25 protein-coding genes are annotated in these 26,546 nt (G+C 38.4%); 4 read left to right on the top strand and 21 right to left on the bottom strand.

Going from position 1 to position 26,546, the window contains the following annotated elements:
- A partial coding sequence (locus U0M88_RS07395; RefSeq protein ID WP_442902240.1) for a hypothetical protein occupies positions 1-329 on the top strand: 329 nt, incomplete at its 5' end.
- Between the two features lie 48 nt (positions 330-377).
- Here the strand turns inward: U0M88_RS07395 and U0M88_RS07390 are convergent.
- Positions 378-2,789, bottom strand: a complete 2,412-nt coding sequence (locus U0M88_RS07390; RefSeq protein WP_331869403.1) for a glycyl radical protein — start codon at positions 2,787-2,789, stop codon at positions 378-380.
- 133 nt (positions 2,790-2,922) lie between these two features.
- Between U0M88_RS07390 and U0M88_RS07385 the strand changes: the two genes are divergently transcribed.
- A complete protein-coding gene (locus U0M88_RS07385) occupies positions 2,923-3,819 on the top strand; it encodes a glycyl-radical enzyme activating protein (RefSeq protein WP_331869402.1) in 897 nt (298 codons plus the stop codon).
- Here the strand turns inward: U0M88_RS07385 and U0M88_RS07380 are convergent.
- On the bottom strand, positions 3,816-4,562 hold the full coding sequence (locus U0M88_RS07380; protein ID WP_331869401.1) for a DeoR/GlpR family DNA-binding transcription regulator: 747 nt from the start codon (positions 4,560-4,562) through the stop codon (positions 3,816-3,818). The genes U0M88_RS07385 and U0M88_RS07380 overlap by 4 nt on opposite strands.
- Before the next feature lie 44 nt (positions 4,563-4,606).
- A complete protein-coding gene (locus U0M88_RS07375; RefSeq protein WP_320801892.1) occupies positions 4,607-5,968 on the bottom strand; it encodes an MATE family efflux transporter in 1,362 nt (453 codons plus the stop codon).
- A gap of 45 nt (positions 5,969-6,013) precedes the next feature.
- On the opposite strand from U0M88_RS07375, the gene U0M88_RS07370 reads away from it, so the two are divergent.
- On the top strand, positions 6,014-6,376 hold the full coding sequence (locus tag U0M88_RS07370; RefSeq protein WP_331869400.1) for a hypothetical protein: 363 nt from the start codon (positions 6,014-6,016) through the stop codon (positions 6,374-6,376).
- On the opposite strand, the gene U0M88_RS07365 is transcribed toward U0M88_RS07370, so the two are convergent.
- Complete coding sequence (locus U0M88_RS07365) at positions 6,365-6,838, bottom strand: pyridoxamine 5'-phosphate oxidase family protein (protein WP_331869399.1); 474 nt, start codon at positions 6,836-6,838, stop codon at positions 6,365-6,367. The two genes, U0M88_RS07370 and U0M88_RS07365, sit on opposite strands and share 12 nt — an antisense overlap.
- Positions 6,835-8,532 (bottom strand): M3 family oligoendopeptidase, encoded by a 1,698-nt coding sequence (locus U0M88_RS07360; protein WP_331869398.1) that lies wholly within the window; start codon positions 8,530-8,532, stop codon positions 6,835-6,837. The genes U0M88_RS07365 and U0M88_RS07360 overlap by 4 nt, the downstream gene beginning before the upstream one ends.
- 120 nt (positions 8,533-8,652) lie before the next feature.
- Here U0M88_RS07360 and U0M88_RS07355 point away from each other — a divergent pair, with 120 nt between their 5' ends.
- Complete coding sequence (locus U0M88_RS07355; protein ID WP_195222498.1) at positions 8,653-9,225, top strand: DUF5662 family protein; 573 nt, start codon at positions 8,653-8,655, stop codon at positions 9,223-9,225.
- 14 nt (positions 9,226-9,239) lie between these two features.
- Here U0M88_RS07355 and U0M88_RS07350 read toward each other — a convergent pair whose 3' ends face one another.
- The 16 genes from U0M88_RS07350 to U0M88_RS07275 all read right to left on the bottom strand — a co-directional run bounded on the left by U0M88_RS07350 (position 9,240) and on the right by U0M88_RS07275 (position 26,399).
- Positions 9,240-10,409, bottom strand: coding sequence for an iron-containing alcohol dehydrogenase (locus tag U0M88_RS07350; RefSeq protein WP_331869397.1), 1,170 nt, complete (start codon positions 10,407-10,409; stop codon positions 9,240-9,242).
- A gap of 81 nt (positions 10,410-10,490) precedes the next feature.
- Positions 10,491-12,305 (bottom strand): glutamine--fructose-6-phosphate transaminase (isomerizing), encoded by a 1,815-nt coding sequence (gene glmS, locus U0M88_RS07345; protein WP_331869396.1) that lies wholly within the window; start codon positions 12,303-12,305, stop codon positions 10,491-10,493.
- Positions 12,306-12,559: 254 nt separating this feature from the next.
- Positions 12,560-13,432, bottom strand: a complete 873-nt coding sequence (locus U0M88_RS07340; protein ID WP_271998877.1) for a ParB/RepB/Spo0J family partition protein — start codon at positions 13,430-13,432, stop codon at positions 12,560-12,562.
- A 5-nt stretch (positions 13,433-13,437) separates the two neighbouring features.
- Positions 13,438-14,211 (bottom strand): ParA family protein, encoded by a 774-nt coding sequence (locus U0M88_RS07335; protein WP_272001445.1) that lies wholly within the window; start codon positions 14,209-14,211, stop codon positions 13,438-13,440.
- Position 14,212: 1 nt separating this feature from the next.
- The gene (rsmG, locus tag U0M88_RS07330; protein ID WP_022790162.1) at positions 14,213-14,911 is read right to left on the bottom strand and encodes a 16S rRNA (guanine(527)-N(7))-methyltransferase RsmG; all 699 of its coding nucleotides are present in this window, start codon (positions 14,909-14,911) and stop codon (positions 14,213-14,215) included.
- A 492-nt stretch (positions 14,912-15,403) separates the two neighbouring features.
- Complete coding sequence (locus U0M88_RS07325) at positions 15,404-16,498, bottom strand: CDP-glycerol glycerophosphotransferase family protein (RefSeq protein WP_294688633.1); 1,095 nt, start codon at positions 16,496-16,498, stop codon at positions 15,404-15,406.
- Entirely contained in the window at positions 16,495-17,694 is a 1,200-nt protein-coding gene (locus tag U0M88_RS07320) for a CDP-glycerol glycerophosphotransferase family protein (RefSeq protein WP_331869395.1), read from the bottom strand. Before U0M88_RS07320 ends, U0M88_RS07325 begins: the two co-directional genes overlap by 4 nt.
- A gap of 15 nt (positions 17,695-17,709) precedes the next feature.
- Positions 17,710-19,941: a bifunctional glycosyltransferase/CDP-glycerol:glycerophosphate glycerophosphotransferase gene (locus U0M88_RS07315; protein WP_331869394.1), complete on the bottom strand. Its 2,232-nt coding sequence runs from the start codon at positions 19,939-19,941 to the stop codon at positions 17,710-17,712.
- Entirely contained in the window at positions 19,934-20,326 is a 393-nt protein-coding gene (gene tagD / locus U0M88_RS07310) for a glycerol-3-phosphate cytidylyltransferase (protein WP_117446691.1), read from the bottom strand. Before tagD ends, U0M88_RS07315 begins: the two co-directional genes overlap by 8 nt.
- 1 nt (position 20,327) lies before the next feature.
- On the bottom strand, positions 20,328-21,143 hold the full coding sequence (locus tag U0M88_RS07305; protein WP_195222482.1) for an ABC transporter ATP-binding protein: 816 nt from the start codon (positions 21,141-21,143) through the stop codon (positions 20,328-20,330).
- An 8-nt stretch (positions 21,144-21,151) separates the two neighbouring features.
- Positions 21,152-21,982 (bottom strand): ABC transporter permease, encoded by an 831-nt coding sequence (locus U0M88_RS07300; protein WP_117446689.1) that lies wholly within the window; start codon positions 21,980-21,982, stop codon positions 21,152-21,154.
- Positions 21,983-22,113: 131 nt separating this feature from the next.
- Entirely contained in the window at positions 22,114-22,452 is a 339-nt protein-coding gene (rpoE, locus tag U0M88_RS07295) for a DNA-directed RNA polymerase subunit delta (RefSeq protein WP_117446688.1), read from the bottom strand.
- 25 nt (positions 22,453-22,477) lie between these two features.
- Positions 22,478-24,118 carry an arginine--tRNA ligase gene (gene argS / locus U0M88_RS07290; RefSeq protein ID WP_331869393.1) on the bottom strand — a complete coding sequence of 547 codons (1,641 nt, stop codon included), beginning with the start codon at positions 24,116-24,118 and terminating at the stop codon, positions 22,478-22,480.
- On the bottom strand, positions 24,105-24,482 hold the full coding sequence (locus U0M88_RS07285) for a DUF1934 family protein (protein WP_022790171.1): 378 nt from the start codon (positions 24,480-24,482) through the stop codon (positions 24,105-24,107). Before U0M88_RS07285 ends, argS begins: the two co-directional genes overlap by 14 nt.
- 127 nt (positions 24,483-24,609) lie before the next feature.
- Positions 24,610-25,491, bottom strand: a complete 882-nt coding sequence (locus U0M88_RS07280) for a YitT family protein (RefSeq protein ID WP_022790172.1) — start codon at positions 25,489-25,491, stop codon at positions 24,610-24,612.
- Positions 25,492-25,592: 101 nt separating this feature from the next.
- Positions 25,593-26,399, bottom strand: coding sequence for an HAD family hydrolase (locus U0M88_RS07275; protein ID WP_317394859.1), 807 nt, complete (start codon positions 26,397-26,399; stop codon positions 25,593-25,595).
- Between the last annotated feature and the right edge of the window lie 147 nt (positions 26,400-26,546).

Below are 26,546 nucleotides of genomic sequence, written 5' to 3'. Positions count from 1 at the left end.
TACAATATGTATATCAAAAGAAATGGGAAAATTTATACACGGATTCCTTACTGGAGAACGTAGAAGAGGATATCTTCTATCATGCCAATGTATTTGTGAATTTAAATCAAGAGTTTATACAAAAGCATACAAAGGAGGGTGTTATCAGCATGTGTAAAGCATTAGAAGAATATACACAGGAATGTATTGAAAATGGTTATTCAAAAGGTTTAACAAATAAAGCTTATGAAATTGCGCAAAATATGTTATCTGAAGGCCTACAACATGACTTCATTTCTCGTATGACAGGGCTTAGCGAAGAAGCCGTTCTAAAACTATCTCAACAGTAAATACAAAGAAAATCAGATGCTGAATAAATGATTCAACATCTGACTTTTTTATAATTGCTGTTCTGTTCGAGCGATGATATCATCCTGTGTCGCTTTACTTAATACATTAAAGAATGCGGAGTATCCGGCAACACGAACAATAAGATCCTGATGTTTTTCCGGATGAATCTGGGCATCCAATAATGTCTCCTTATCGACGACATTGTATTGTACATGATAGCCATGCAGACGATTAAAGAAAGTTCGCAACATCATTTCCAGCTTCTGCTTGTTTTCTTCCGTCGATAACATAGCCGGTGTTACCTTTTGATTCAATAAAGAACCACCGGTGATTTCAATGGTCGGAAGCTTAGATACACTTTTGAATACCGCTGTTGGTCCATGCGTATCCATCGCATGTGCCGGACTGGAGCCTTCTGCCAATGGCTCTCTGGCCTTTCTGCCATCCGGTGTAGCCATGGTACCAAATCCTTGCCCCACATTCGCAGAAATCGAAGAAGTACCCGCATAACGAATACCGCCAATCGGACCTCTGTGATAACGAGTGTTGGGATATTTCTTCATTTCATCGATATAAGAAGCATAAGCCTGTACGATCAATTGATCCGCATAATCCTCATCATTACCGTATTTTGGCGCTTCTTTGATCAACATTTTCTGAATCTTTTGATTTTCTGGACTGGTGAAATCATCTAAAATCGCATCCCACAGCTCTTTTTGAGTCATCTTCTTTTCTTCAAAAACCAGTTTTTTAATGGCGGCCAAGCTATCTGCCATATTGGCAATTCCCACCTGCAATCCGGAAATGAAATCATAGATCGCACCACCTTCTTTGATAGTCTTTCCTCGGGCAAGACAATCATCGACCAGTGTAGAGCATAAGATATCCGGCACTTCTTTTTCCGAAGCCTGATCGATCGTATTTTCTACGATCACGCTCATTCGTGTTAACTCTCTTACGGTTTTATCCCAGGCATCCATCAATTCCTCAAAACTTTTCATATCGGTAAATTGACCATAGCCTTTTGTGAACCGCTTTTGATTGGTCAAATCGATCCCGTTATTCATGGCCATCAAAAGAATTCTTGGAAAATTCATATAGCTCATGCCTGTGCAACGATAGCCCCATTTCCCTGGAACTGCCGTTTCTACACAGCCGATGGCGCTGTAATTATAGGCATCATCTTCCTTTACCCCTTTATCGATGAAAGAAGGGATGATGATCTCATCGTTATTGAAAGCCGGCATGCCAAAGCCCAGCTTCATCACTTCAATACATTCGTCAAAGAATTTTGGATCGATATGGGCATGATAGCGCACCGTCAAATTCGGTTGCGTCAAGCGAGTCTGTGCTACCGAACGAAGCACCAGATAAGACATCTCATTGACCGCATCTTTTTTATCTGTTGTTTGTCCACCAATCGTTACATTTTGATACATCGGTGAACCGGCACTGGAAAATGTATGGGCCTGCGAACGTACTTTATTAATCGTCAAGGCTTTGATCCAAAGATTGCTTAAAAGTTCTAAGACTTGATCATCATCGATCAATCCTTGTTCTTTATCTTTTTGATAATACGGCTGCATATACTGATCAAAGCGTCCAAAAGATACAGAATGTCCATTGGATTCAATCTGCAAAACAACCTGAATCAACCAAATTGCCTGAATGGCCTCATAAAAGCTTTCCGCCGGCTCATAAGGAACCTTAGAACAGATCCTTGCGATTTCCAACAACTCTTGTCGCCTTTCTTCATTGGCGGTTTTAGCCTGTTCTCTGGCAAGATCGGCATAGCGTTTGGCAAACGATTTCACGGCATCGATCACAATCAGGACCGCATCATAAAAATGATATTTACTGATGGATGCAGGATCACAAAGATCTAATGCTTCTTTTGCCTCCAAAGTACGCTTTTCATATCCCTTCAAACCTTCTTTTAATAATCGTTCATAATAAACCGCTAAATGTGCATCACCTGCATTCAGCTTTCCTTCCATACCAAAGAAACCTGTTTCCATATAAACATCTACTTCTTTAGGAAGCATCGCCATCCCTTTAGCTCGCAAATTATTATTCTCCCAAAAAGGCGCAATTGAACGAAGCTCTTCTTTAGTTTGTTCTGTAATATAGAAAACATCACCATCTCTTTTTTCAAAGGTATCCAGCTCATTGATCACAAATTCCAATGTATATTCCGGAAAGACGGGTGCATCACGATTCGATTCTGCCTGATTTCCTGCCAACAAGCTCTCCTCTTCGATATAAATGTCCATCTTTTCCAAAATATTCTTTAACATCAACGCACGTTTTAAGACAACCGGCTTTTCCAGATTTGCCTTATATGCTTCTGTACATAATAAAGCCCTTTGTGATCGAACATACGGTTTCTTATCTAAAACACTCTGACGATATTTCTGCATACGAGGTGTCAAAGAACCAAAATGTTGTGTATTATCCATAAGAGTGTCCTCCTTATTTTACTTGTAGTCTATCAATCCTTTTCTCTCTTGTCAATTCATTTGTAATGTTTTTTAGTTTCATTTGAAACTTTCTAGTATTTACAAACTGACTTTCTACTGATACACTATAGCCATGACAAAAGGACTTATTTTCAACATACAAAAATTTTCAATTCATGATGGACCCGGTATTCGAACTACGATTTTTTTAAAAGGCTGCCCTTTGCGCTGTAAGTGGTGTGCCAATCCTGAAAGCCAAAGTGCCCATGTTCAAATCTTATGGGATCAAAAGAAATGTGTACATTGTCTTCAGTGTGTAAAAAGTTGTATGTATCAGGCAATTTCATGTAGAGAGGGAGAAATTCATATCGATGAAGCGCTTTGCCAAGGCTGTCTGAACTGCGTTTCAACGTGTCTTCAAAGTGCACTGTCTAATGAAGGAGAAACAAAGGAAATTGAAGAAATCGTACGCATTGCCTTACAAGATAAAGACTTTTATGAAGAATCCGGCGGTGGTATCACGATATCCGGCGGGGAAGGGATGTCACAACCAGACTTCTTAAAAGAACTGGTCAAAGAATTAAAAAAACACAATTTACATCTGGCGATTGAAACAACCGGTTATATTCCAAAAGAAGCCTTTCATGAGCTGGCGCCACTCTTTGATCTGCTCTTATTTGATGTCAAACACTATGATACCAACCGCCATTTTGAAGGTACCGGCGTTCACAATGAACGAATTATCAACAACTTAAAATGGGCCACCCATCAAGGTCTGGAAATCCTTCCCCGTATTCCGGTTATCCCCAGATTTAACAATTCCATCCAAGATGCCGCCGGTTTAGCTTCTTTATTGACGGAGATCGGACTCAAAAAAGTACAACTTCTTCCATTTCATCAATTTGGAGAGCGAAAATACGAGATGATGCATAAAGAATATGCCTATAAAAACGTCAGGGCGCTGCAGAAAGAAGATTTAATCGAATATCAAAATGAATTCATAAAAAAAGGCTTAGATTGTTTTTTCTAAGCCTTTATAATTTCTACTTTTTGTTCCAATAAATATTGTTCCTGCTCCGCCGGAATATCCGAATTGGTAATCAACATATGAATTCGATTGGCGGCGATCAAAGATACATTGCCTTTCTGATAAAATTTGGAGGAATCTGTCACCACTATGACTTTTTCCACTTGTTTAGCCATATCTTGTACCGCAACACTTCGCATATAATCATTTCCGGTAAATCCGGTACGAATACTAAAGCCATCTGTGCCGATAAACAATTTATCCGCAAAATAAGCCTGCGCACATTGCGCCGTCATCGGTCCTACCATGACCTGCGATTCCTTTTGATAGTTTCCACCCAGAAGAACAATCTGCACATTTTCGATCTTGCGCACATAATCGGCAATAAAAGCCGAGTTGGTTACAATCGTTACATCCTTTTTTGTCTGTGCGATTTCCACTGCCAACAAAGCACAACAGGATCCACTTTCAATAAAGATCGTTTCCCCATCTTCAACCAGTTGTGCGGCTCTTTTTACGATCTGCATCTTCTGTTCAAAATGAAAGGCAAGCCTTTTATTAATGTCATCACTGTTATTCAGCGTGGCATATCCATGTTCACGAACCAACATCCCACTTTGTTCCAAGGCAATCAGATCTTTTCGAATCGTTACCTGTGAAACATTTAAAAGCGTGGAAAGGCGCGAGACTTCCATTTTATGATATCGACTTAATAACTCTAATATTTTCGCATGTCTTTCGTTCATACGATAAGAATACCATTATCTTCTTTTAAAAACAACGAAGAGTCTTAACCCTTTAGGCGATGCATCCACTTTTTGCGAAAGAGTCGAAATAAAAAGAGAACGCCACGAACATTAAGCTCCAATGCCATCGCAAACCAGACGCCCGGTAAGCCATAATGACCGGCTAAACCGGCTGCCAAAGGAATACGAACCAGCCACATACTGATAAGATTCATCAAAGAGGAAGACAGTGTATCCCCAGCTCCCTGCAAAACACCGGCCACGACAATGCTGGCTCCATACATCGGTTCGGCAAAAGCTTCTATGCGAAGGATCTGTACCCCTAAAGCGATGATCTGCGCATCAGGCGTTAATAAATGCATCATCAAAGGTGAACCAAAATACATAAACAAGCCAGAACAAGTCATCAAGCCAACACCTAATGCCGTAGTCAACGTGCCCAAACGAAAGGTCAAATCTTGTCTTTTGGCACCAATACTCTGCCCAATCAAGGTGATGGCAGCACTTTGTACTCCATACCCCGGCATATAACATAAGCTTTCAGCCGTGATCCCAAAACTGTTGGCCGCAATCGCAATCGTCCCCAGAGGCGATACGATACGGGTAAATGCCACATATGCGCTGCTTGTCACAAAACGATCCAATCCTACCGGAAGACCAATCTGCATGGCTCTTTGAATCGTGTGTCGATCAAAGCATAGCTTTTCATCTTTATGAAGCTTTAAAATATCGCTTTTATAAAACAGAAATCCACACAACAATAACGATACGACCAGCTGAGAACAGCCCGTACCGATACTGGCACCCATGACACCCAGATTCAAATAAAAGATAAAAAACAAATTAAAGAAAACATCCAGTATGCACATCAGAATATTCAATAAACTGGGTACTTTCATATTTCCGGATGCCTGCAGCATCCCTGTGGCGATGTAGTTCAGCTGTTGAAAGGGCAAAAAAAGAGCAAACACCAAAAAATAGTAATACGCATTTTGAACAATTTCCGGTGTTCCTTTTAACCATATCGGTAATGAAGAAGAAATCAGACATCCGATCAAGCTTAAAACCAGGGCAAAAGCCAAACAGATCACAAAACCCTGCTTCATGATATTTCGTGCCTTACTAAATTGTTTGGCTCCAATGGCATGAGCCACCTGAACACTAAAACCGGTAATACCGGCAAAACAAATTCCGCCAAACATCCATGTCGTACTGGATACTAGCCCAATACTGGCAGAGGCATTGGCGCCCAGGCTTCCCACCATACCGGCATCGATATACTGCATCACGGTACTGGAAATCTGAGAAAGGATGGCCGGCAGTGCCAGTAGAAATATCATTTTGATCTGATCGGATGTGTGTAAGGTTTCTCCATTTCGAAGCTTGGATAAATACTGATTCTGCATACCTTTCTCCTTTCTTTTGATACTTTCCCGATTTATAATACAGATATGGCTAAGATCTTTATCGCAAAACTGGATGCGGATACAAAACACAAAATCTGTCGCAGAGAACTATCCTTAGAACAGTTAAAATTTATATATTCTATCTTATCTAAGGAACAAAAACGCAAACATAAAGCCTTTCAAGCTGCCGTTTGTTTGACCCTTTTGATTTTGGCAATCTTACTGATCCTTACTTTTTTTCTCAGTGAAAAGCCAGATATATTATGGATTTGTTTTGCCATGTTAGCTGCTATGCTGGTTCTTGTTTTTATCCTGGTTTGGTTTCTATCGATGGGATATTTAAAGCTTCAATTCAATCATCTGATTCAAAAACACTATGTCGAATATGCCAGTCTATTAAAGCTGTAATCCATCTTTGACTAGTTCGATAGCTTGTTTTCCCGTGCATGTTTCCGGCTCTAAAACCAAAATCAAAAACTGACTCCAAAATCGATCAATTTCGTCTTTTGGATCAATATCCGGGGCATACTTTTTCGCTAAGTGAGTAATCGCATTCCTTTTTTCATGCTCGTCTGCCACTGTGATTTTTCCTTGAGCAATGACACTTTTATATTTTGTCGTAAATTTTTCCGGTAAAATCTCATCTTTATCAATGACACAAAAAGAAGCATTTGGATTCTGGTTCAGCAGTTCTAATTTATACCCTTCCAAAGCCACATGAAAATAAATCTTCTGATCGGCATAAACATAGCTTAATGGCACCGCATATGGTTTTTGATCCATGCCACATAAAGCTAAAACTCCCGATGTATTTCTCTTCAAAATCTCTAATGTTTCTTCTTTTGATAGTTCCTGCCTTGTTCTTCTCATTGTAGTTCCTCATCGGTAATCGCATTCAATGCGTTTTGTACTTCTTTCATCGTTTCATCCAGGCAACCTTCTTCAAAAGGACTCTTTAAGTTTGCAGCCTGCACGATTTTTCGGAAAGGAAGACTGCCGCCCAATTTACAGATTTTTTTATAATCCTTTAATGTACTTGGATCCTTTTTTTGAGCCCGGCTCCAAAACTGTAAAGCACAGACCTGTGCCAGTGTATAGTCGATGTAATAAAACGGATCCATAAAGATATGAAGCTGCCGCATCCACCAGCCTCCTCTTTCCAATACATCGATCTCATCATAGTTTTTGTGCGGTAAATACATCTTTTCCAACTTTCTCCATGTTTCCATACGCTTGGCATGCGTGTACTCTGGATGAGCATAGATTTCATGTTGGAAGTGATCCACCAAAACTCCATAAGGTAAAAATTTGATGGCATCGCTTAAATGCTGAAAATAAAACTTCCTGGTATCTTCTTTAAAGAAGTCTTTCATCCAGGGGTATGTCAAAAACTCCATGGACATGGAATGAATCTCTGCGCTCTCACTGGTTGGCCAGATACAATCCGATGGAAAAATATCACGAGAAGCATATGCCTGGTAGGCATGACCAGCCTCATGTGTGAGAGTTTCTACATCTGAACTGGTTTGATTGAAGTTCGCAAAGATAAACGGTGCACCATATACATCAAAAGATGTGCAATATCCACCGGCAGCCTTACCCGGCTTACTTTCCAGATCCATGAGTTCATGATCCACCATAAATTGAAAGAATTCACCGGTATCTTTATCAAGTTCCTGATACATATGCAGTGCAATTTTTACCATCGTCCTGGCATCCTGCTTAGGTGTTGGGTTTCCGCTTTGAAACTCCACCTTTTCATCCCATGCATATAACGCATCCAGTCCCAGTCTTTTTTGTTGGCGCGCAAAAAGAGAAGCTGTGACCGGTACGACCGTATCCAATACCTGTTTGCGATACGTTTGAACATCCTCTTTCGTATAATCAAAACGATACATGCGATAGTATCCCATCTCTGTATAGTCTTTATATCCCAGCTTCTGTGCCATTGTTGTTCGTATCTTTACCAAAGAATCAAAGATTTTGCCTAATTCTTCCTCATGTTTTTCAAACCATCCCCAGTATGCTTTTGTAGCTTTTTTTCGCATAGAGCGATTGCTTGCCCTCATGAATGGTTCTAATTCGGACAAAGTGCGCTTTTTTCCTTCAAATTCAATTTGTGCACTGGCAACCAGCTGTTGATACTGGCTGGAATATTGATTTTCCTTTTGTAGCTCTTCAATGATGTCTGGAGAAAAACATTTTTTATCAAATTCTTTAGCCAGAAAATAGGTAGAAGGAATTTCCTTTTCCAATTCTTTTCGATACGGACTTTCCAAAATCACATTAGAAATACGAACCAGATCTTCCTGTAAGATCGGTGCAATTTCATCAATATGCTCCTGTTCTTTCTTATAATATTCATCCCGTGTATCGATCGTATGTCGAACTTCACACAAACTAAATTGTGTATAAAGCTCTTTTTTGTACACATCTAAATCTTTAAAAGCTTGTTTAAAAGAAGCATAATCTTCTGCGTTTACAAGCTGGCTTTCTATTTTCCGAAATTTATCTTTTGCCTGTTTGACATCAATTGTATGATATGGATATTCACTGAATTTCATGGCCGTTCCTCCTGTTATTTATCAATGGAATCATTTTATCACTTTTAAATACAGAATAAAATTTTGTGATCACGAATTGTGTTAGAATAAGATACAGACAGGAGGGATCCTATGTTTTCCATGCATAAGGTACGCGGCCATCTGAAAACGATCAATCAACATAAAGCCAAAGTTACACAGCTTTGTTTTCGCTGTCATTTGTATAAGCAGGGAATTTTACATGATTTAAGCAAATATACCTGGACAGAGCTGAAAACCGGTTTTACCTATTACCAAGGTTTTCGTTCCCCTATCGATGCCCAGAAGGAAGACATAGGTTATTCTTTAAGCTGGCTTCATCATAAGGGCCGTAATAAACATCATTGGGAATACTGGTTAGATAATGGACCAAATGGAGTCCATCCGGTAAAGATGCCGGCCAATTATGTCATCGAGATGTTTTGTGATCGCGTCGCCGCCAGTATGATCTATCAAAAGGATCAATATACCGACCACAGTGCTTTGGATTATTACATGCAAGGTAGAAATCGTATCATGATCCATCCGGATACAGACCGACTGATTCTCTTTCTTCTGCAGTATCTGGCAGATCATGGATTGGACGATACGATCGATTTTATCGTTCATCATGTACGAAAAGAAGGATATTCCATTTTAGAAGACAAAAAAGGCTCCTCCTCAAAACAAAATTGAGAAAGAGCCTGTTTTTATAGACAATTTTTAAAGATTTCGAAAATATCCTGCTCATTTAAAGCAACAAAGGCATTGGATAAACGTCCATTACGATTGGCATGTTTTGCCATTTCTTCAAAGTGCGTATCATCGATACCTAATTCGCTTAAACGCATAGGGATTCCTGCATCTTTGAAAAAGTGTTCCAACGCATCGATGCCCGCATAGGCAATCTTTGTTTCATCCTGATCTTCCAAATTCCAAACTTCTTTGGCAAAACGAACAAATCGCCACGTTACTGAAGGATCTTTTTGAAGGATATAACGCATCCAGGCAGGTGTTAAGATCGCCAGTCCCACACCGTGCGTAATATCATAGTAAGCGGAAAGTTCATGCTCCATCGCATGACATGGCCATCCGGTAGAAGCCTTGCCGTATTCCGGAATGCCGGAGCATGCTACGGAGGCACAGGCCATTAAATTGGCTCTGGCAGAATAATTATCCGGTTCTTTAAGTACAACCGGTAAATTTTTGATCACTGTTTTTAAAACACCCTGTGCCAGTTCATCCGATAAATCACTGTCCTTTGTTTTTGAGAAGTATCCTTCCATAATATGGCTCATGATATCGGCAGCTCCGGAAGCACTTTGATAGGAAGAAACACTAAAAGTATAGGTCGGATCACAAATCGAAGCGGTAGGATAGGTAAAAAGTCCTCCCAGTTTTTCTTTTGTTTTTAAATTGGAAATAACACCGCCGCCATCAAATTCAGAACCAGTAGCACTCAATGTCAAAATATCAACAAGTGGTAATGCCTTTTGAAGATGATCTGACGTTTTGACCATTTCCCATAGATCCTCTCCCGGATAATAAACACCGGCCGCAATGGCTTTGGAACAGTCAATGACAGAACCGCCGCCAACTGCCAGAATCACATCAATTTGATGATGCTTACAAAGTGCAACACCTTCAACAACGGATTCAATTCGAGGATTAGGCGCAATACCGGATAATTCCACCACCTCAAAGTCACCCGCATCAAGGATTTCTTTGACCGTATCATACAATCCTGTCTTTTTGATGGAACCACCGCCATATGCCAACAAAACTTTCTTTCCCAATGGTTTTAAAATACTTTCCAATTGGGAAATCTGATTTTTCCCAAAGTAGATCTTAGTCGGAATATCATGTACATAATTTAGCACTTGTTCTCACTCCTTTTTGACCCTATTTAATCACAGTTCAAAAAGGCTTTTCAATTTTTATGCTTTATCAAAGTTATTTGATTACTCCACGGTTACTGACTTGGCAAGATTTCTAGGTTTATCGACATCACAGCCTTTTAACACCGCTCCATAGTAGGCAAAAAGCTGTAAAAGGATAGCGGCTGGTATAGCTGCCAAAGCCGGGTGTACATCCGGAATGCGCAGGACTTTTTGAAATGCATGTGTATCCTGATGCTGAGTCGTAATCAGTATAACGTTAGCTCCTCTGGCGATGGTTTCTTCAATGTTGGAAATCGTCTTAGAAGCAACTTCTTCCTGTGTCGCAAGCGCTATGACCACCGTTCCTTTATCGATTAAGGCAATCGGTCCATGTTTAAGTTCGCCGGCAATATAAGCATCCGCATGGACATAGGAGACCTCTTTTAGCTTTAAGGCGCCTTCCACGACACTAAAATAATCCAATCTTCGACCAATAAAATACGCATCTTTTTGATCTTTTAAACATTGTGCATAATCTTTGACAATTTCTTTTTGTGCCAACATATCCTTTGTGATTTCTGGAATTCTTTGCAAATCTTCTATCAGCTTGGATACATCTTTTGGTTGGCGTCCTAATTTCTCACTCAAGGCGATCATCAGACATACTAAGAGTACAAGCTGTGTTGTATAAGCTTTTGTGCTCGCCACTGCGATTTCCGGTCCGGCACAAGTATAAAGTGTACAATCCGATTTACGAGCTAAAGAAGATCCCAATACATTAACGATAGATAACGTCTTTGCCTGTTTTTCCTTTGCCAGCTGTAAAGCCGCCAGGGTATCAGCTGTTTCCCCGGATTGTGATACAAAAATACATAGCGTATCTGAATTCAAATAATAATTCCCGTACCGAAATTCGCTGGCTGCCAACGCAAAGGAAGGACAGGCCGGAACCCATTGACGGAACAGATCTTGTGCATATGAAGCGGCATTTAAAGCCGTTCCGCAGGCCAAAAAGTAAACTCTTTCCAGCTTTTCCCAGTTGATATTGATTTCTTTCAGCTCATCCATTCTTACATCATTATCCACTCGACCACGCAAAGTTTCTGATAGAACATAAGGCTGCTCATGAATCTCTTTTTCCATGAAAGTATCATAACCACCTTTTTGCGCTGCCTGCAGATCGTAAGGAATGTGCATCCATTTTTGTTTCTTAAGTTCTCCCTGAAAATCATAAACTTGAATTTCATCGGCCTTTAATACCGCAATTTGTCCATCCTCTAAACTCAGAATATCTTTGGTATATTCTAAAACGGCCGGTATATCACTGGCACAAAAACTACCATATGCACAATGTCCGATAATCATAGGGCTTTCCTTTTTGGCAACATAAATCGTATCAGGGTCTTGTACAGACACCACACACAAGGCAAAGCTGCCTTCTAAATAGCGCACTGCCTTTTGTAGTGCCTCCAATAGATTTCCTCGATCATAGTAGTCGATCAAATGCACGATGACTTCACTATCGGTTTGCGATACAAAAGGATATCCCTGTCGAATCAACTCTTTTTTGATGGCCTGATAATTTTCGATAATACCATTATGTACGATAGAAATCGTGTTCTTCGCATTCGTATGTGGATGTGAATTAAGATTACTGGGAATACCATGCGTAGCCCAGCGCGTATGACCAATCCCGGTTTTCTGTGGATGTGACTCTCCCTTCAACAAGTCTTCCAGCTGACACAAACGTCCTTTACTTTTAAAGGTATATAATCCATTATCATCTACTAAAGTCACACCGCCTGAATCGTATCCCCGGTATTCGAGTTTGTTTAAACCCTGCATTAAAAATGGTAAAGCTTCCCCTTTACCCACGAAACCTGTAATTCCGCACATGAAAAAATCCTCCATTTTCTATTCACTTCATGGAGGATACCGAATGGATTTGTTCAATCTTCACAGACTGTTTTTGTCCATTGTTTCAGGCCGTATCCAGCCTCCAGGTCACCCGCCGAATCTTTCGAAAAACCTGGTCCTCGTCAACTGTAAAATTACAGTCCTGGCGCTTTTCTTTGTATAGACCCCATGAATGCATTCTATTATACGCAAAAAGATAAGCTTTGACAAATTCCTCCACAAAAAAAGGAAGATTACTCTTCCTCAATCAGATGTAAAAGCTCTAAAAGTCGAGTTAAATCTTCCTTGTCTTGATAATGAATCGAAACCGAATGTGCTGAAATAGAAACAGACGTCTGAAAATATTCTTCCAATTTACTTTTCGCATCTCTAACATACGGATCTTCTTCCGGTTTTGGTTCTGTGACCTTTTTAGAAGTCTTATCTTTTACAATTTGTTCGACTTTACGAACCGATAAGCCCTGCTCGATTGCCTGCTTTGCTACTTTACGCATATCCAGTTCATTTTTTAATCCCAACAAAGCGCGCACATGCCCCATTGTCAATTTCTTTTGTACAACCAAATCTTGTACATCTTCCGGCAGCTTCAACAAACGAAGCGTGTTTGTGATATGTTCTCGGGATTTTCCGACACGATTGGCAAGTTGCTCCTGCGTATAGTTCAGTCGATGCATAAGTTGTTCATACGCTTTTGCTTCTTCGATGACGTTTAGATCTTCTCGCTGAATATTCTCCAGTAAAGCGATCTCCATCATTTCCTGATCGCTAAAGTTAACAACAATCGCCGGTATTTCTTTTAATCCTGCCAATTTACTGGCACGAAGCCTTCGTTCGCCGGCAATCAGATCATAGCCCTGAATGCTCTTTTTTACCAGGATCGGTGTAAACACCCCATGTTGTGCAATACTTTGACTCAGCTCCTGTAAAGCTTCATCATTAAATACTTTTCGAGGCTGATAAGGATTAGGTCGAATCTGATCGACATCGATTTTTGTCTGTTCCTGTGATTCAGTATGTACTTCACCATTTTGAATCTCATCCAGCACTTTTGAAATGTCCTGTCCGAAAAGCTGATTCAAACCCTTTCCCAAACGGTTATTATCCATAAGCACTACCCCCTCTCGTTACGTTTTACTAATTCTTTTGTCAGTTCTCCATACGCCTTAGCCCCTGCACTGGTCACATCATATTCAAAAATGGACATGCCGCGTGAAGGTGCTTCAGATAATTTGATATTTCTTGGAATACTGGTCTGATAAACCTGCTTGCCGAAATTTTGCCGTACATCCTGTGAGACTTCAACGCTTAGTTTTGTACGGATATCAAACATAGTCATTAAGATTCCTTCAATTCTAAGATCTGGATTGTAAAGTTGCTGAACCAAACGGATTGTCAATAAAAGCTGTGTCACACCTTCCAATGCATAATATTCACACTGAACCGGTATCAATACGCTGTCTGCCGCCGTTAAGGCATTGGTATTTAAGATTCCCAGGCTGGGTGGACAATCAATAATGATATAGTCATATTGATCTTTTATAGAAGACAACCGTTTTTTTAAAATCTGTTCTTTTCCATTGCCGATCTTATCCAGTTCCAGATCCGCTCCGGCCAATGTTATATTGGCCGGTAAAATATCAATAGCTGGTTCTTGTTTATGTACGATGACTTGTTCTGGATCCATATCTTCTAAAAGCACATTGTAGATGCTTGGCTGTCCTCTTTTGGTAATAGCCAAAAGTCCCTGCGAAGCATTTCCCTGCGCATCAAAGTCAATTAAAAGAACTTTTTTGCCCATATAGGACAATCCACTGCTTAAATTGATAGCGGTCGTCGTTTTCCCAACACCACCTTTTTGGTTAGAAATCGCAATTACTTTTGACATACTACCCTCCTAAAGGCTTCTTTTTGATTTGTCCATAATTTCTCGGATATTTTAAAGAAGTCTTTTTCTTTTTTGTGAAATATAAATTGATATGTTGCGCATCTTCAATCTGAAGTGTTTCACTTCGATCAAATTGAAGCCCTAATACTTCCATGGCTTTTTTTGCCTCTTCCAGCTCTTCCAGTCCACTTTTCCCTTTCAAGAAGACCAATCGTCCGTTTACTTTACATAAAGGAGTGCAAAGCTCCAATAAGATATTCAACCGAGCCACTGCTCTGGCACTGATGCAGTCAAAAACTTCACGATGATTTTTGGCAACATCCTCGGCCCGCAGATTTAAGACTTCGATTTCTTTTAAGTCTAATTCCTGGATCACATGTTCCAAAAAGCGGCATCTTTTTTGTAACGGTTCGATCATCGTACATTGTATTTGCGGAAATACGATCTTCACCGGCAGGCATGGAAATCCTGCCCCACTTCCGACATCACAAAAACTGGAAATAGAAAGATCCTTAAAAGGAAGAATTGAATCTAAAAAGTGCTTTTCCCAAATTTCGTCCGGATCGGTTATGGCCGTCAGATTCATCTTCTCGTTCCATTCCAATAAAAGTTCCATATATCGCTTTAATTGTTCAATTTGCTTGTCTTCTATAGAAATCCCATGATTCATACAAGCTTCTTTAAATGTAATTTGATTCATTCTGTTTCTCCGTGCGATGTCATTATATCAAAGATCGTTTCCTAGGAGTAGTCTATCTTTAAAACTGACATTATTCATGTTTATAAGATAACTATGGTTATAGTTTCATTCTACTCACAAATCATAAATTTCCTGTATTTGTTGTTCTATGTAGCCTAATGCACGCACTTTCTCTTTGACTTCCTAATTCGTCTCTTCCTTGATTGATCATTCTTCTTTGATAACTGCCAAGTTCATGAGTGACTTCGACTCTTTCTTCCCTGATAGATCACACCATTGATAAAGCTTGCGAATATTTCTTTATCTTCAAATAATTTCTTCGTAATACTGTCTTTGTTCACACTCCACCTCCTTTTTTATATGCTTTTTGAAGATCTTCTGTATTTTATATACGAATAAAAATTCAAAGTTCAGACTTTTTTTGAAAAAATTTTTATTTTTTATATTTCATCAATTTATATTCAGGCAAAAGGTATAAAAAAAGAGGATTTTTTATCCTCTCATCAATTCATGAATTTTCTCAATTACTCTTTTGGTGTTCTGCCCATCCTTATGAATCATATATTTTTGTTGGAAGCGCGATATATCGAAATGGATATATCCCTCTTTTAACGCATCGATCAGTTCGCTTTCATTTAGACAAACAGGCCCTGGAAATTCCTTTCGATAGTCCAGATTGAATCCTATCGTTTGATCATACTCTTCTACATCATCAATATAGGCAATCATAGGTTTATTCAGTAAGGAATAATCTAAAATGACACTGGAATAATCGCTGATCAAAACATCACTGACATGCATTAAAGCATACAAATCTTCATCATGGCAATCGATAGCTCGTAGATGATTGATTTGAATATCCGGCAATAATGGATGAAACTTATATAAGATACAATACTCATCCCCTAAAGCATCCAATACCTTTCTCATATCAAAGCTGGCCACTTGAAATCCTTTGACCATATTCCCACGAAATGTAGGTGCATATAAGATACACTTTTTCTCTTTGATCATTGGATATTTCGCATACAACTTTTCTTTCTGTGTTTTTTGTCTTTGTGGATCTAACAGCTCATCGATTCGCGGCAATCCTGTTACATAAACCTGGCTTGAATTTACGCCAAATGCCTGGGCATACACTTCTTTCCAATACGGAGCGCTGCATAAAACCGCATCATATCCTTGGATCGGATAAGAACGCTCAATTTGATTGCCAAACTTTTTTATGGCACCACAGGCATGCCATATTTGTAAAACCTTAGTTTCTTTTGGTTTAAATTTAGAAACAATATAATTGTTGTCATTCAAAATGATCAATTTGCTTTGTTTCATCTGAATCAACTGATGACAAAGGTTAATAAAATATAGAAAATATCCTTTTATCGTTTTATGAATCTGAAACAAATCATACTGAATGTCGTAACATCCTTCTTTTTTTAAGGCTTGATTGATCTGATAGAAATCCCCTGTCAAATGATCAGCCGTCATCGAAATGAACGTGATCTGATTTTGTTTAGGATGAATAAAGAATGTAAGTCCGTTTAAAATGGATAAGACAATATTTAAGATGATCTTTTCTATTTTCATGCCCTTGCCTCAATCAACAGTTTACTGATACGTTTTGATGCCTGTCCATCATCAAGATTGTTGAAACGATCGTGGAAGTCTTTTACATGGGATGCATCATAAACGCCATTTTTAATATCCTCACAAAGTTGTTTTTCATCACGATAGATCTTGCCCGGAAGCTCTTTTGTGATATCCATATAAAATCCTCTTAAATCACTGGCATAGCTTTCTAAATCATACATATAGAAATACATTGGACGTTTTAAGATCGCAAAATCAAAGAAGACACTGGAATAATCCGTGATCAAAACATCACTGATCACATACAATTCATTGATTTCTGCCTCTGCCGAAATATTGTATAAAAAGCCTTGTAGAGAAGCATCATTTTGATAATGATTAATGATCAGGTAATGTGGTTTAAACAACACAATATAATCGCTTCCCAATATTTCTTTCCACAAATGAAAATCAGCTTTTAACTCAAATGTATAACCGGCCGCTACATAGGAATTATCCCGCCATGTCGGAGCATATAAGATCACTTTTTTATCCAATGGTAAATTCATCCTTTTTTTGATCGATACAATTTCATCCTGTGTTACATTCGCAATAAAATCGTTGCGTGGATATCCAGTTTCCACCAATTTTTTAGGATCGATCCCAAAGGCATGAGGAAATACCGAAGTACAAAAAGCATTTGGCGAGATCATAAAGTTATAACGAGCTACATCTACATCATAACTGTGACACATTTGTTCATAAGAAACACCGGAACGATAAAAGGTGGTATCTTCACTGACATCGATATCATGGGCCAATCTCTTTAACGGTGTTCCATGCCATGTCTGTAAATAGATCTGATTCTCCTTTTTACAGATATAAAGCGGTAATTTACAATTTACCACCCAAATCTTGGCCCTGGATAAATAATAAAAGTAGGAAAAACTAAAATACTCTTTGATTTCGGCACCTTCAATTTGGATATTTTTTTGTTTATGATGTTTGATAAACCAGATAAAGCGATACCCTTTCCAGTTTGGATCCTGTTGCATCTGCTCAAATATCGCTCTGGGATTATCCGAGTATCCCCGCCCATGAAATGAAATAAATATGACCAACTTGTCATCAACCGGTATCAACCGATAGATACATCGATAAACAATACGAATCAGCTTACCTGCCCATTTTTTTAAAAAACGTAAGATGGTCATATTCTTTCTTCCTTTCTAGCCAAACACCTCTTTAACGATATTCTCACTGGCGTGTCCGTCGTCAAAACAACAGAATCGATCATAGAAATCGTCATATCGCTTCTGATAGCGTTTTTGTATCTTGTCAATATGAAGAATCGCATCAATCACTTCTTCACTGGTATATAAAAGCGGTCCCGGCACTTCGGTATTCATATCAATATAAAAACCTCTGAGTTGATTCTTATATTTCTCTATATCATACGTATAGAAAAGAATCGGACGCTTTAAATTCGCAAAATCAAAGAAGACACTGGAATAATCCGTAATACAAATATCTGTAATCAGATAAATTTCAGAAATATCATCATAAGTGCTTAAATTGTACGCAAACCCTCCCAGGCCTGTCGTATCGATCTTGTCCGCAATATAATGATGTGTTCGCAACAAAAGCACATAATCCTTTTCCAACATGGTTTTCATTTTCTTTAAATCTAGAGCCAGGGTAAATTTATATTCTCCTTTACCGTAATGTTCATCATCTCTCCATGTTGGCGCATATAAAATGGTCTTCTTGTCTAAGGGAATACCTAGTTTCTCTTTTAAACGCTTTGCCCTTTCTTCTTTATCCGATGCATATAAAATATCATTGCGTGGATATCCATATTCCAACATTTTTCCTTCGTACATGAAACAGCTTCTAAATGTCTTAGATGAAAATGGATTGGCACTGACCAGATAATCCCATTCTTTTCTTTGTTTATAAAACTGTTCTTTATATTTAGGAGAAGCACTGGTCACTTCTTCCTGATCGAACACCAAACGTTTTAAAGGTGTTCCATGCCATGTTTCCAAAAATACCTGTCCTTCTCTTTTACGAAACCATAATGGTTGTCGAACATTAAAGACAAGATATTTGCTTATGGCACAATAATAAGCATATTGAAAAGAAAAACGTTTGATCGTTTTTGCCCCATACGGAATATCATGTTTCCCATTGATGGCCCACACACATTCATATTTTCCCGGATATATCTTGTTTAAAGCTTCATAAATATATTTTGGTGAATCCGAATAATTTTTCGCCATGAACGTTTCAAACAAAACCACATTTTCCTTGATTGGCATTTTTAAATATCGATGATAATATGCCAGTTTATATAACGTATTCTTATTTTTATTCGCGAAGATGCTTTTAAGCTTTGCCTTACCAAAACTCCAGCGAATTGCCTTTTGTACACCTTTTAGATCATTTTTCATCATCAACAAAATGATTCGCTTTTGTTTGGCAGAAAGATCATCTAATACTCTAGGGGCCGTATCTAATAAAGTGGATTGAATACGGATAAAGTATTCGTTTCTCCATCTTTCATCCTGCGATCTTCGTATGCGTTTGATCATTGTCTTAGTGACATAGCGAATCAACTTTTTATCCAGATAGTAACGTACCGGACCCTGCGCATCGATCAATTTTCTGGCACATTCTACCGCCAGACATCTTTCTTCAAAACGAGTATCGCTTTCTTCCTGATTTAAGCTCGGCTCATTGATTGGATCATTGTGCTTTCTTTTGATATACCAACCATCTTCCGCAGATAGAAAAGAGGCTGCTTTTTCCAGCACCTGGACTAAAAAGATCTGATCACTGAAATAGCGAAAACTTGGTTCAAAAAAAATTTGATGATCGATCAAAAACTGTCTTCTGTATAAATTCGATAAAGCGGTGATGGTCTGAAATCCGCTGCGTTTGACCATGGTGTGATAAATCGCAAGCATTCGATCCGAATTCTGCTCTTTAAAGCGGTCTAAATGATTTTGAATCTTTTCTTCCTGTGCCTGCATCTTTTCGGCTTCATCATCCGCATCTATTTCTTTTTTAGAAAGCTTATCTAAAAAGTTAGCCTTATTGTTCCATGTATTGCGTATCGTTCCATAGACCATATCCTGTCCGTTTAGATGTTCGGTCATATGAAATAAAGTATCCTCCAGGATGTAATCATCGCTGTCTAAAAAATATACATACTCTCCGTTTGCCTGTTGTAAGCCTTCATTACGACAAGCCGCTACGCCTGTTTCATCTTCCAATGACAAAATACGCAACGATAGATCACTCAAACCTGGAATCTCTTTTTGCACATGTTCATCAACATGATCACACACGATCAAAACTTCAAAATCTTGATAGGAGCTTTCTTTTAATGACTGCAGACATTCTTTTAAATAGTGCAGATATTTTTGAAAAGGGATGATGATACTGATCTTATTCATCGCCTTTTAACTCTTCCTTTAACTGTGTTGTGGAAATACCTTCCGTTCTTGGTAAATAAATGACTTCACAATACTCTTTCAAAAAGTCAAATTTTCCCTTCCAGTCATCTCCCATGACAAAAATATCTACATTATATTTTTTGACATCTTCTATTTTTTGTTCCCAGCTGGTTTCCGGAATGACTTTATCAACATAACGAATGGCTTCTACGATCTGCATGCGATCGGTATCTTTGATCTGACAGACCTTTCCTTTACCACGATTAAATTCATCGCTGCTGACCGCAACGATCAAATAATCGCCTAATGCCTTTGCCCTTTTGAGTAAATTCAGATGCCCAATATGAAATAAATCAAAGGTTCCATAAGTAATGACTGTTTTCATCTTATAATCCTCCCAACAATCTTGAAAAAAAGCTTTTTTTTGTATCTGGTAAAACACGTTTTTCAAATTTTTCATTCAGAATTTTTTTCTTTTCTTTTGGCTTGAGTGCATTTAACTGATCGACATATTCCGAATAATGTGCACAGACTGTTTCAATATCTCCCATCTCCTGCAGCTTTCCGCCTTCAATCCACATTCCCGTCTTACAAAACTGTTGAACCTGTGAAATAGAGTGCGATATAAAAAAGATCGTCTTTCCTTCGTTATCTCTTAATTTCATCATATGATCCAAACATTTTTTCGCAAAGCCTTTATCCCCTACGGATAAAGCCTCATCAACGATAAAAATATCGGGATCAAGCGCTAAAGAAATGGAAAACCCCAGACGTGATTTCATCCCACTGGAATATTTTTTTACCGGCTGATACAGAAAATCTCCCAATTCGGCAAAATCAATTACGCTTTGTGTAATGCGCTCTATTTCTTTTTTTCTCAATCCTAATAAAGCTCCTTTTACACGAATGTTCTCTTCTCCCGTTAATTGCATATTTAAGCCTGTATTAATGGCAATCAAAGATTGTTCACCATGAATTTCGATTGCCCCTTCATCAATTTCACTGATGCCGGCCAAAATCAAGGAAAGTGTTGATTTTCCGGAACCATTTGTTCCCAAAATACCGACAACATCTCCTTTTTCGATGGTAAAAGACAAGTCTTTTAAAGCATAAAATCGTTTGTTGGACCGATGCTGATTATTTTTATTTTTTAAACTGTAGATTTTGGAAATGTGATCTACTTTTACTGCATATTCTGCCATATCCACCTCTATATCATATCGATAAATTTCTTCTTGAATTTAAACATCAGCATACAGCCGATGGCAAACAAGATCAGTACCACACACCAGAAATATAAAGTATAGACCGGATGATCCAGTACACTTTGCCCGTAGAAGACAGCCTCCCTGTATCCTTGAATGATATAATAAACCGGATTTAACTTCATAATCGAATTCAAAAAATTGTGAAAAGGTACATGGCTGCTGAAAGTACAATTCCAGATGACCGGTGAAAAATACATAAACATTCGAATCAGAGACGTTACCAGTTTTTTGATATCTCGCCAGAGCATGGTCAGTACCGAAAGAATCAGTGATACACTTTCTGAGAACATAAAGGCACAAAACATATAATAAAAGGCCCACAACCAGTTCAGTTGTGGTGTATAACCACATAAAAACAAAGTAATCAGTGCGATGATCAACATACAGCCGTGATTAAATAATTCTTTACATACTACTGTTGCCGGTAAAACCGAAACAGGAAACTTCATCTTTGTGATGACATCTGTCTTTGAGAAGATGGCACTGCACCCTTTTTGGATACAGGGTTGAATGAACCACCATATGGCATAGCCTACAACCAGCCATGGTAGATACGATACCTTAATTCCGTTGATTTTGACTGGTTTTCTATTCCAGGCGACACCAAAGATCAGCCAATAGGTAAAGACCTGAATAGCCGGTGATGCGAAATTCCAGAAGATTCCAAACTTGGAATCGCGCATATCGGCCAATAGTTCATATTTGGCAATGGAATAGATTCGAAATAAATTTGAAAAATTTTCTTTTAAAACGTACTTTATACTTTTAAACATATATTTTCCTCGTTCTTCATTGTATTCTATTCTAAATAGTAAGTAAAGAGCCTGCCAAACGGCAGGCCTTTAACGTGCGCATTCTTCTCCTTTCCCTTTTATTATTAAAAAGGAAAGTGACTAAAAAATGACTAATCTTCGTCTTCTTGATCTTCTTTGGCTTCTTCATCCAAATCCAGAGCTTCATCCTGGTCTTCATCATCGCTGTCTTCATCAATGGCGATTGAATCTGTATCCATCACGCTTTCTGAAAAAGTATGACGGCTTCTTAAATCCCAGTTGTTTTGCGGCATGTTGAAAAAGCGCCCATCAATGGATAAATCCGTATAAAACTGAGCAATATTGTCATCAAACTGGCTTTCATTAAATCCTAATTCTTTGGATACACGAGTCCATAATTCAATAAATGGCATGGCATCTTTGCCACTTTGTAAAATCTGATAGGCAACATCGGTCATTGACTGTTTCATAATACTAAAATCTCCTTTAAAACATTTACATAGATTCTACGGCTTGTACACCGATACATTCTAAAGCATTGGCTAAGACGATCTGCGTTGCCTTGACCAAAGCTAAACGTTGTGAAGTAAGTTCAATATCCTGTGGATCTAACACTTTACAGGCATTATAGAAGCTGTGAAATTTAGAGGCCAGATTTTGAATGTAGTGACATACTTTGTGAACCTGGCGGGTGCGAGCACTTTCGGTAATGACTTTATTAAATTCCTGCAGTGTCTTTAACAGCTCTATTTCTTTTTCATGATTTAATCGTTCAAAGTGATTGGCTAATGAAATATCCTGTGCCTGTTTTTGAATGGAGCACATACGAGCATGTGCATATTGTGCATAATAAACCGGGTTATCGTTAGACTGCTTCTTGGCCAGTTCGACATCAAAATCCAAATGCGAATCCAGTGCTCTTTGTACAAAGAAGTAACGAGCCGCATCAACACCAACACTTTCCACAAGCTCCGAAATCGTCGTCGCGTTGCCTAACCGTTTTGACATTTTGACTTCTTCGCCATTGGATACCAGACGAACCATCTGTATGATATCCACATGCAGTTTACTGGCATCGTTTCCCAAAGCTGTCATGCTTCCTTTTAAACGAGGAATATAGCCATGATGATCGGCTCCAAAGAAATCAACCAGCACATCAAAGCCACGTTTGAATTTATCGTTATGGTAAGCAATATCCGGTACTAAATACGTATAAGATCCATCCGTTTTTTGAAGAACACGATCTTTATCGTCCCCAAATTTTGTCGTCGTAAACCACAAGGCACCGTCTTTTCGATACGTATATCCTTTTTCATCCAGCAACTGCAGCGCTTCTTCTACTTTTCCGGCATCGCGAATTGCCTGTTCACTGGACCAGACATCAAACTCAACGCGATACTCTTTTAGATCTTCTTTGATCTTATCCAATTCGAAGGTAATTCCTTCTTTTCTAAAGAAATTTAAATTCTCCGGAGTTGGTTCTAAATATTGATTCGGATATTCTTTGGCAAGCGCATATCCTTTTTCTTTTACATCGTCACCCAGATAACCATCAGCACCGATTTCCGTATCTATGCCATGCGCCTGACGATAGCGTGCATTCAAAGATAAGGCCAGATTCGTAATCTGATTTCCGGCATCGTTGACATAATATTCTCGCGTTACATCGTATCCGGCTTTCTTCATGATTCGCGCACAGCTATCTCCCCAGGCTGCCCCTCTGGCATGACCCAAATGCAAAGAACCGGTCGGATTGGCACTGACATATTCCAGATTTACTTTGATTCCATTGGATGGTTGTTGACCATAGTTTTCCTTCTTTTCCAAAATTTCTTCAATGACTTTGGAATATCGATTGGTATCCAAAGTAAAATTGATAAAACCAGGACCCGCAATCTCCATTGAGGAAACGGAGCAGCTTTCCTTATCCAAAGCTTCGGTAATCTGTGTTGCGATATTTCTTGGATTTTGTTTCAACGTTCTTGCCAGCTGCATCGCAACATTACTGGAAAAATCACCATGATCTTTATTTTTAGGGATCTCAATGGCAATCTGTTCCAAAGAAACTTCCAAATCAAAGCTTTTTTGAATCGCTTGCTGGATTGCTTTTTTTAATTCAATTTCAATGGACTGCATATTCTGCCTCCTTTATTTCTAATACAAATTCAAACCTTTGACTTTGTTTTTCCATATCCAATTCATATTGTATTTCAATACGCTGATCCTGCATCTCGTAATGATGTGTAAAACAAGATACATCGATCTCGCCAAATTCTGTACGAATCCATCCTTTTGTCCTTTTATGAGATCTAAGAACCAAATGTACATGGACTTCGGAAATACTGTCGATGATCAAAGTGTCTTTATACGCTGTCCACGAGAAAGAAAACCTTTCATTGGCAAAACAATACCGCACACCTTGATTTGTGTACTCTATCTCAGCTTTCCCCTGATAAAGAATCTGCCGATTCAGATGATCAATCAACTGTATTTTAAACATAGCGCTAGAAATATATCACAATTTACATAAAATGCAAACAAAAAAATGCTACGGAATGTTTGTTTAACAAAAATAATAAAGCTGTAAATAAAAAAAAATCACACAGCCTTTTCTGTGTGATGTATTCTTAATCCAATGGTTTTTGATAAAAACGACCGTAAAAGTTGGCGGTATGATAGGTGTTGATAATGACTTTAGGATCGGTTTGCCGAACATTATAAATGACATCCTGCACTTCATACGTACTGACAACAGCTTTACATACATAAATCTTACTATGTGAATAGCCTCCGTATCCTTCAAAGATACTCATGCCATGATGACAAGTTGCCATAAAGGTTTCAATAATGGGCTCCGGATCTTTTGTGATAATTTCCAAAGTGATCTGTTTATATCGTTGATACAAGCTGGAGATGGCCTTTGTGGATAAGAACTGAAACACAATGGAATAGCCCGCATAGACCCATCCAAAAATAGATCCGAAAATCACCAGCATGATACAGTTTCCAATAAAAATATAATCCCATATTCCTTTATGAATTTTATTGGATACATACTGTGCAATAAAATCCGTTCCTCCGGTACTTCCTCCGGCACGCAAAGCCATTGCAATGGAAAAGCCCCAAAGTAAACCACCAAATAAAACATTCAAAGTTCGATCGTCAAAAAACGGATCAAACTGAAACAGCTCCAGAAAAACAGATACTAGGCTAAACTGTAAACAGCTTAAATAGACAAAACGTTTGGACAGCTCCTTATAACAAAGGATGGCGGCCGGCAAATTTAAAAGAATAATTCCTACAGAAACCGGAAAGTCGATTTGGAACAAGCCTAAAATTCGACTGATTAGAATAGATATACCGGTAAATCCCCCCGACAACAAGTTACAAGGATCCATAAATACCTGCATGATATACGACTGCATCAAGGCGCTGACAATCATCAATAAAATCGAAACAATAAGATGAACGATACGATTTTTTTCAAATTCTCTGATTTGGTGCATCATAAATTTATCCCCTTACTAAAGTATTCTTTTTCTATGAAAATTTCAATCTATTGTTTATGAAAATATACATTTTTTACTATTTGTTTACCATCTGTAAACATCTATATATACTCGCGAACAATTTTATCGATAATGTCTTCTTCGTTGGTATAAGGAAGAACTTGTTTTGACTTTTCTTTGGCATATTTCGTGCCATTTTGAACACAAAAACTATAACCAGTTACGTCAAACATAGAAACATCATTATCCGCATCTCCCAGAGAAAGACACGTCTTTAAATCCAGATGAAGTTGTTTACTTGCCTTTAAAAGACCAGATCCTTTATGGATATCTGCCGACATAAATTCAAGCATGCAATCATCTGTCTGGATAGCTGAAATTTGATTTTCATTGAGTGCATTGGCATGTTTTCGCACTTGTTCCATCATTTGTGGCTCGCAATAAATCATCCATTTTAAAACTCTATTCTTTTTACTATATTCGATCAAATCCGTTACAACTTCTCTTTCATGACATTTTGTAGTGTATTGTATAGAAGAGTTTGTAGAACGATTTGTATAACGAATTTTTTCATCTAAGATTTGAAAACATACATCCCAGCCTTTAAAATGATTCATAATTTTTTGAATCACATCCAGTGATAAGGAAGGAGCATAGGTGATTTCTTGCGTTGAAATATCCATGAAAGCAGCTCCGTTCATACCGATAATAAAACGAACATAAGGTTTGATCTGCCAAAAATCCATTGTTTCATAAATGGTTTTTACCGGTCTTCCGGAAACAATGCCAAAATCAATACCCTGTTCAAATAACCATTGAATGGCTTTTTGATTCTTTTGGGATACTTGTTTTTGATCGTTTAAAAGTGTTCCATCTAAATCACTTACGATCCATTGAATTTCTTTCATCTTCCAATCTGGTATATTGTAATTGACTCATCTAACTGGTCATCTACAATATACTTCTCCTTTCTTTCAACCTTTTATAACCGTGGTTGAAGACGGTTTTGGTAATTTGTAAAATTGAATATGTGAATGTGGATTTGTATTTTTTTC

It is taken from the genome of Faecalicoccus sp., assembly GCF_036552745.1.
Taxonomy (GTDB): Bacteria; Bacillota_I; Bacilli_A; order Erysipelotrichales; family Erysipelotrichaceae; genus Faecalicoccus.
The sequence above is the reverse complement of the archived record's forward strand: the minus strand, read 5'-3'. Positions and strand labels throughout refer to the sequence as shown.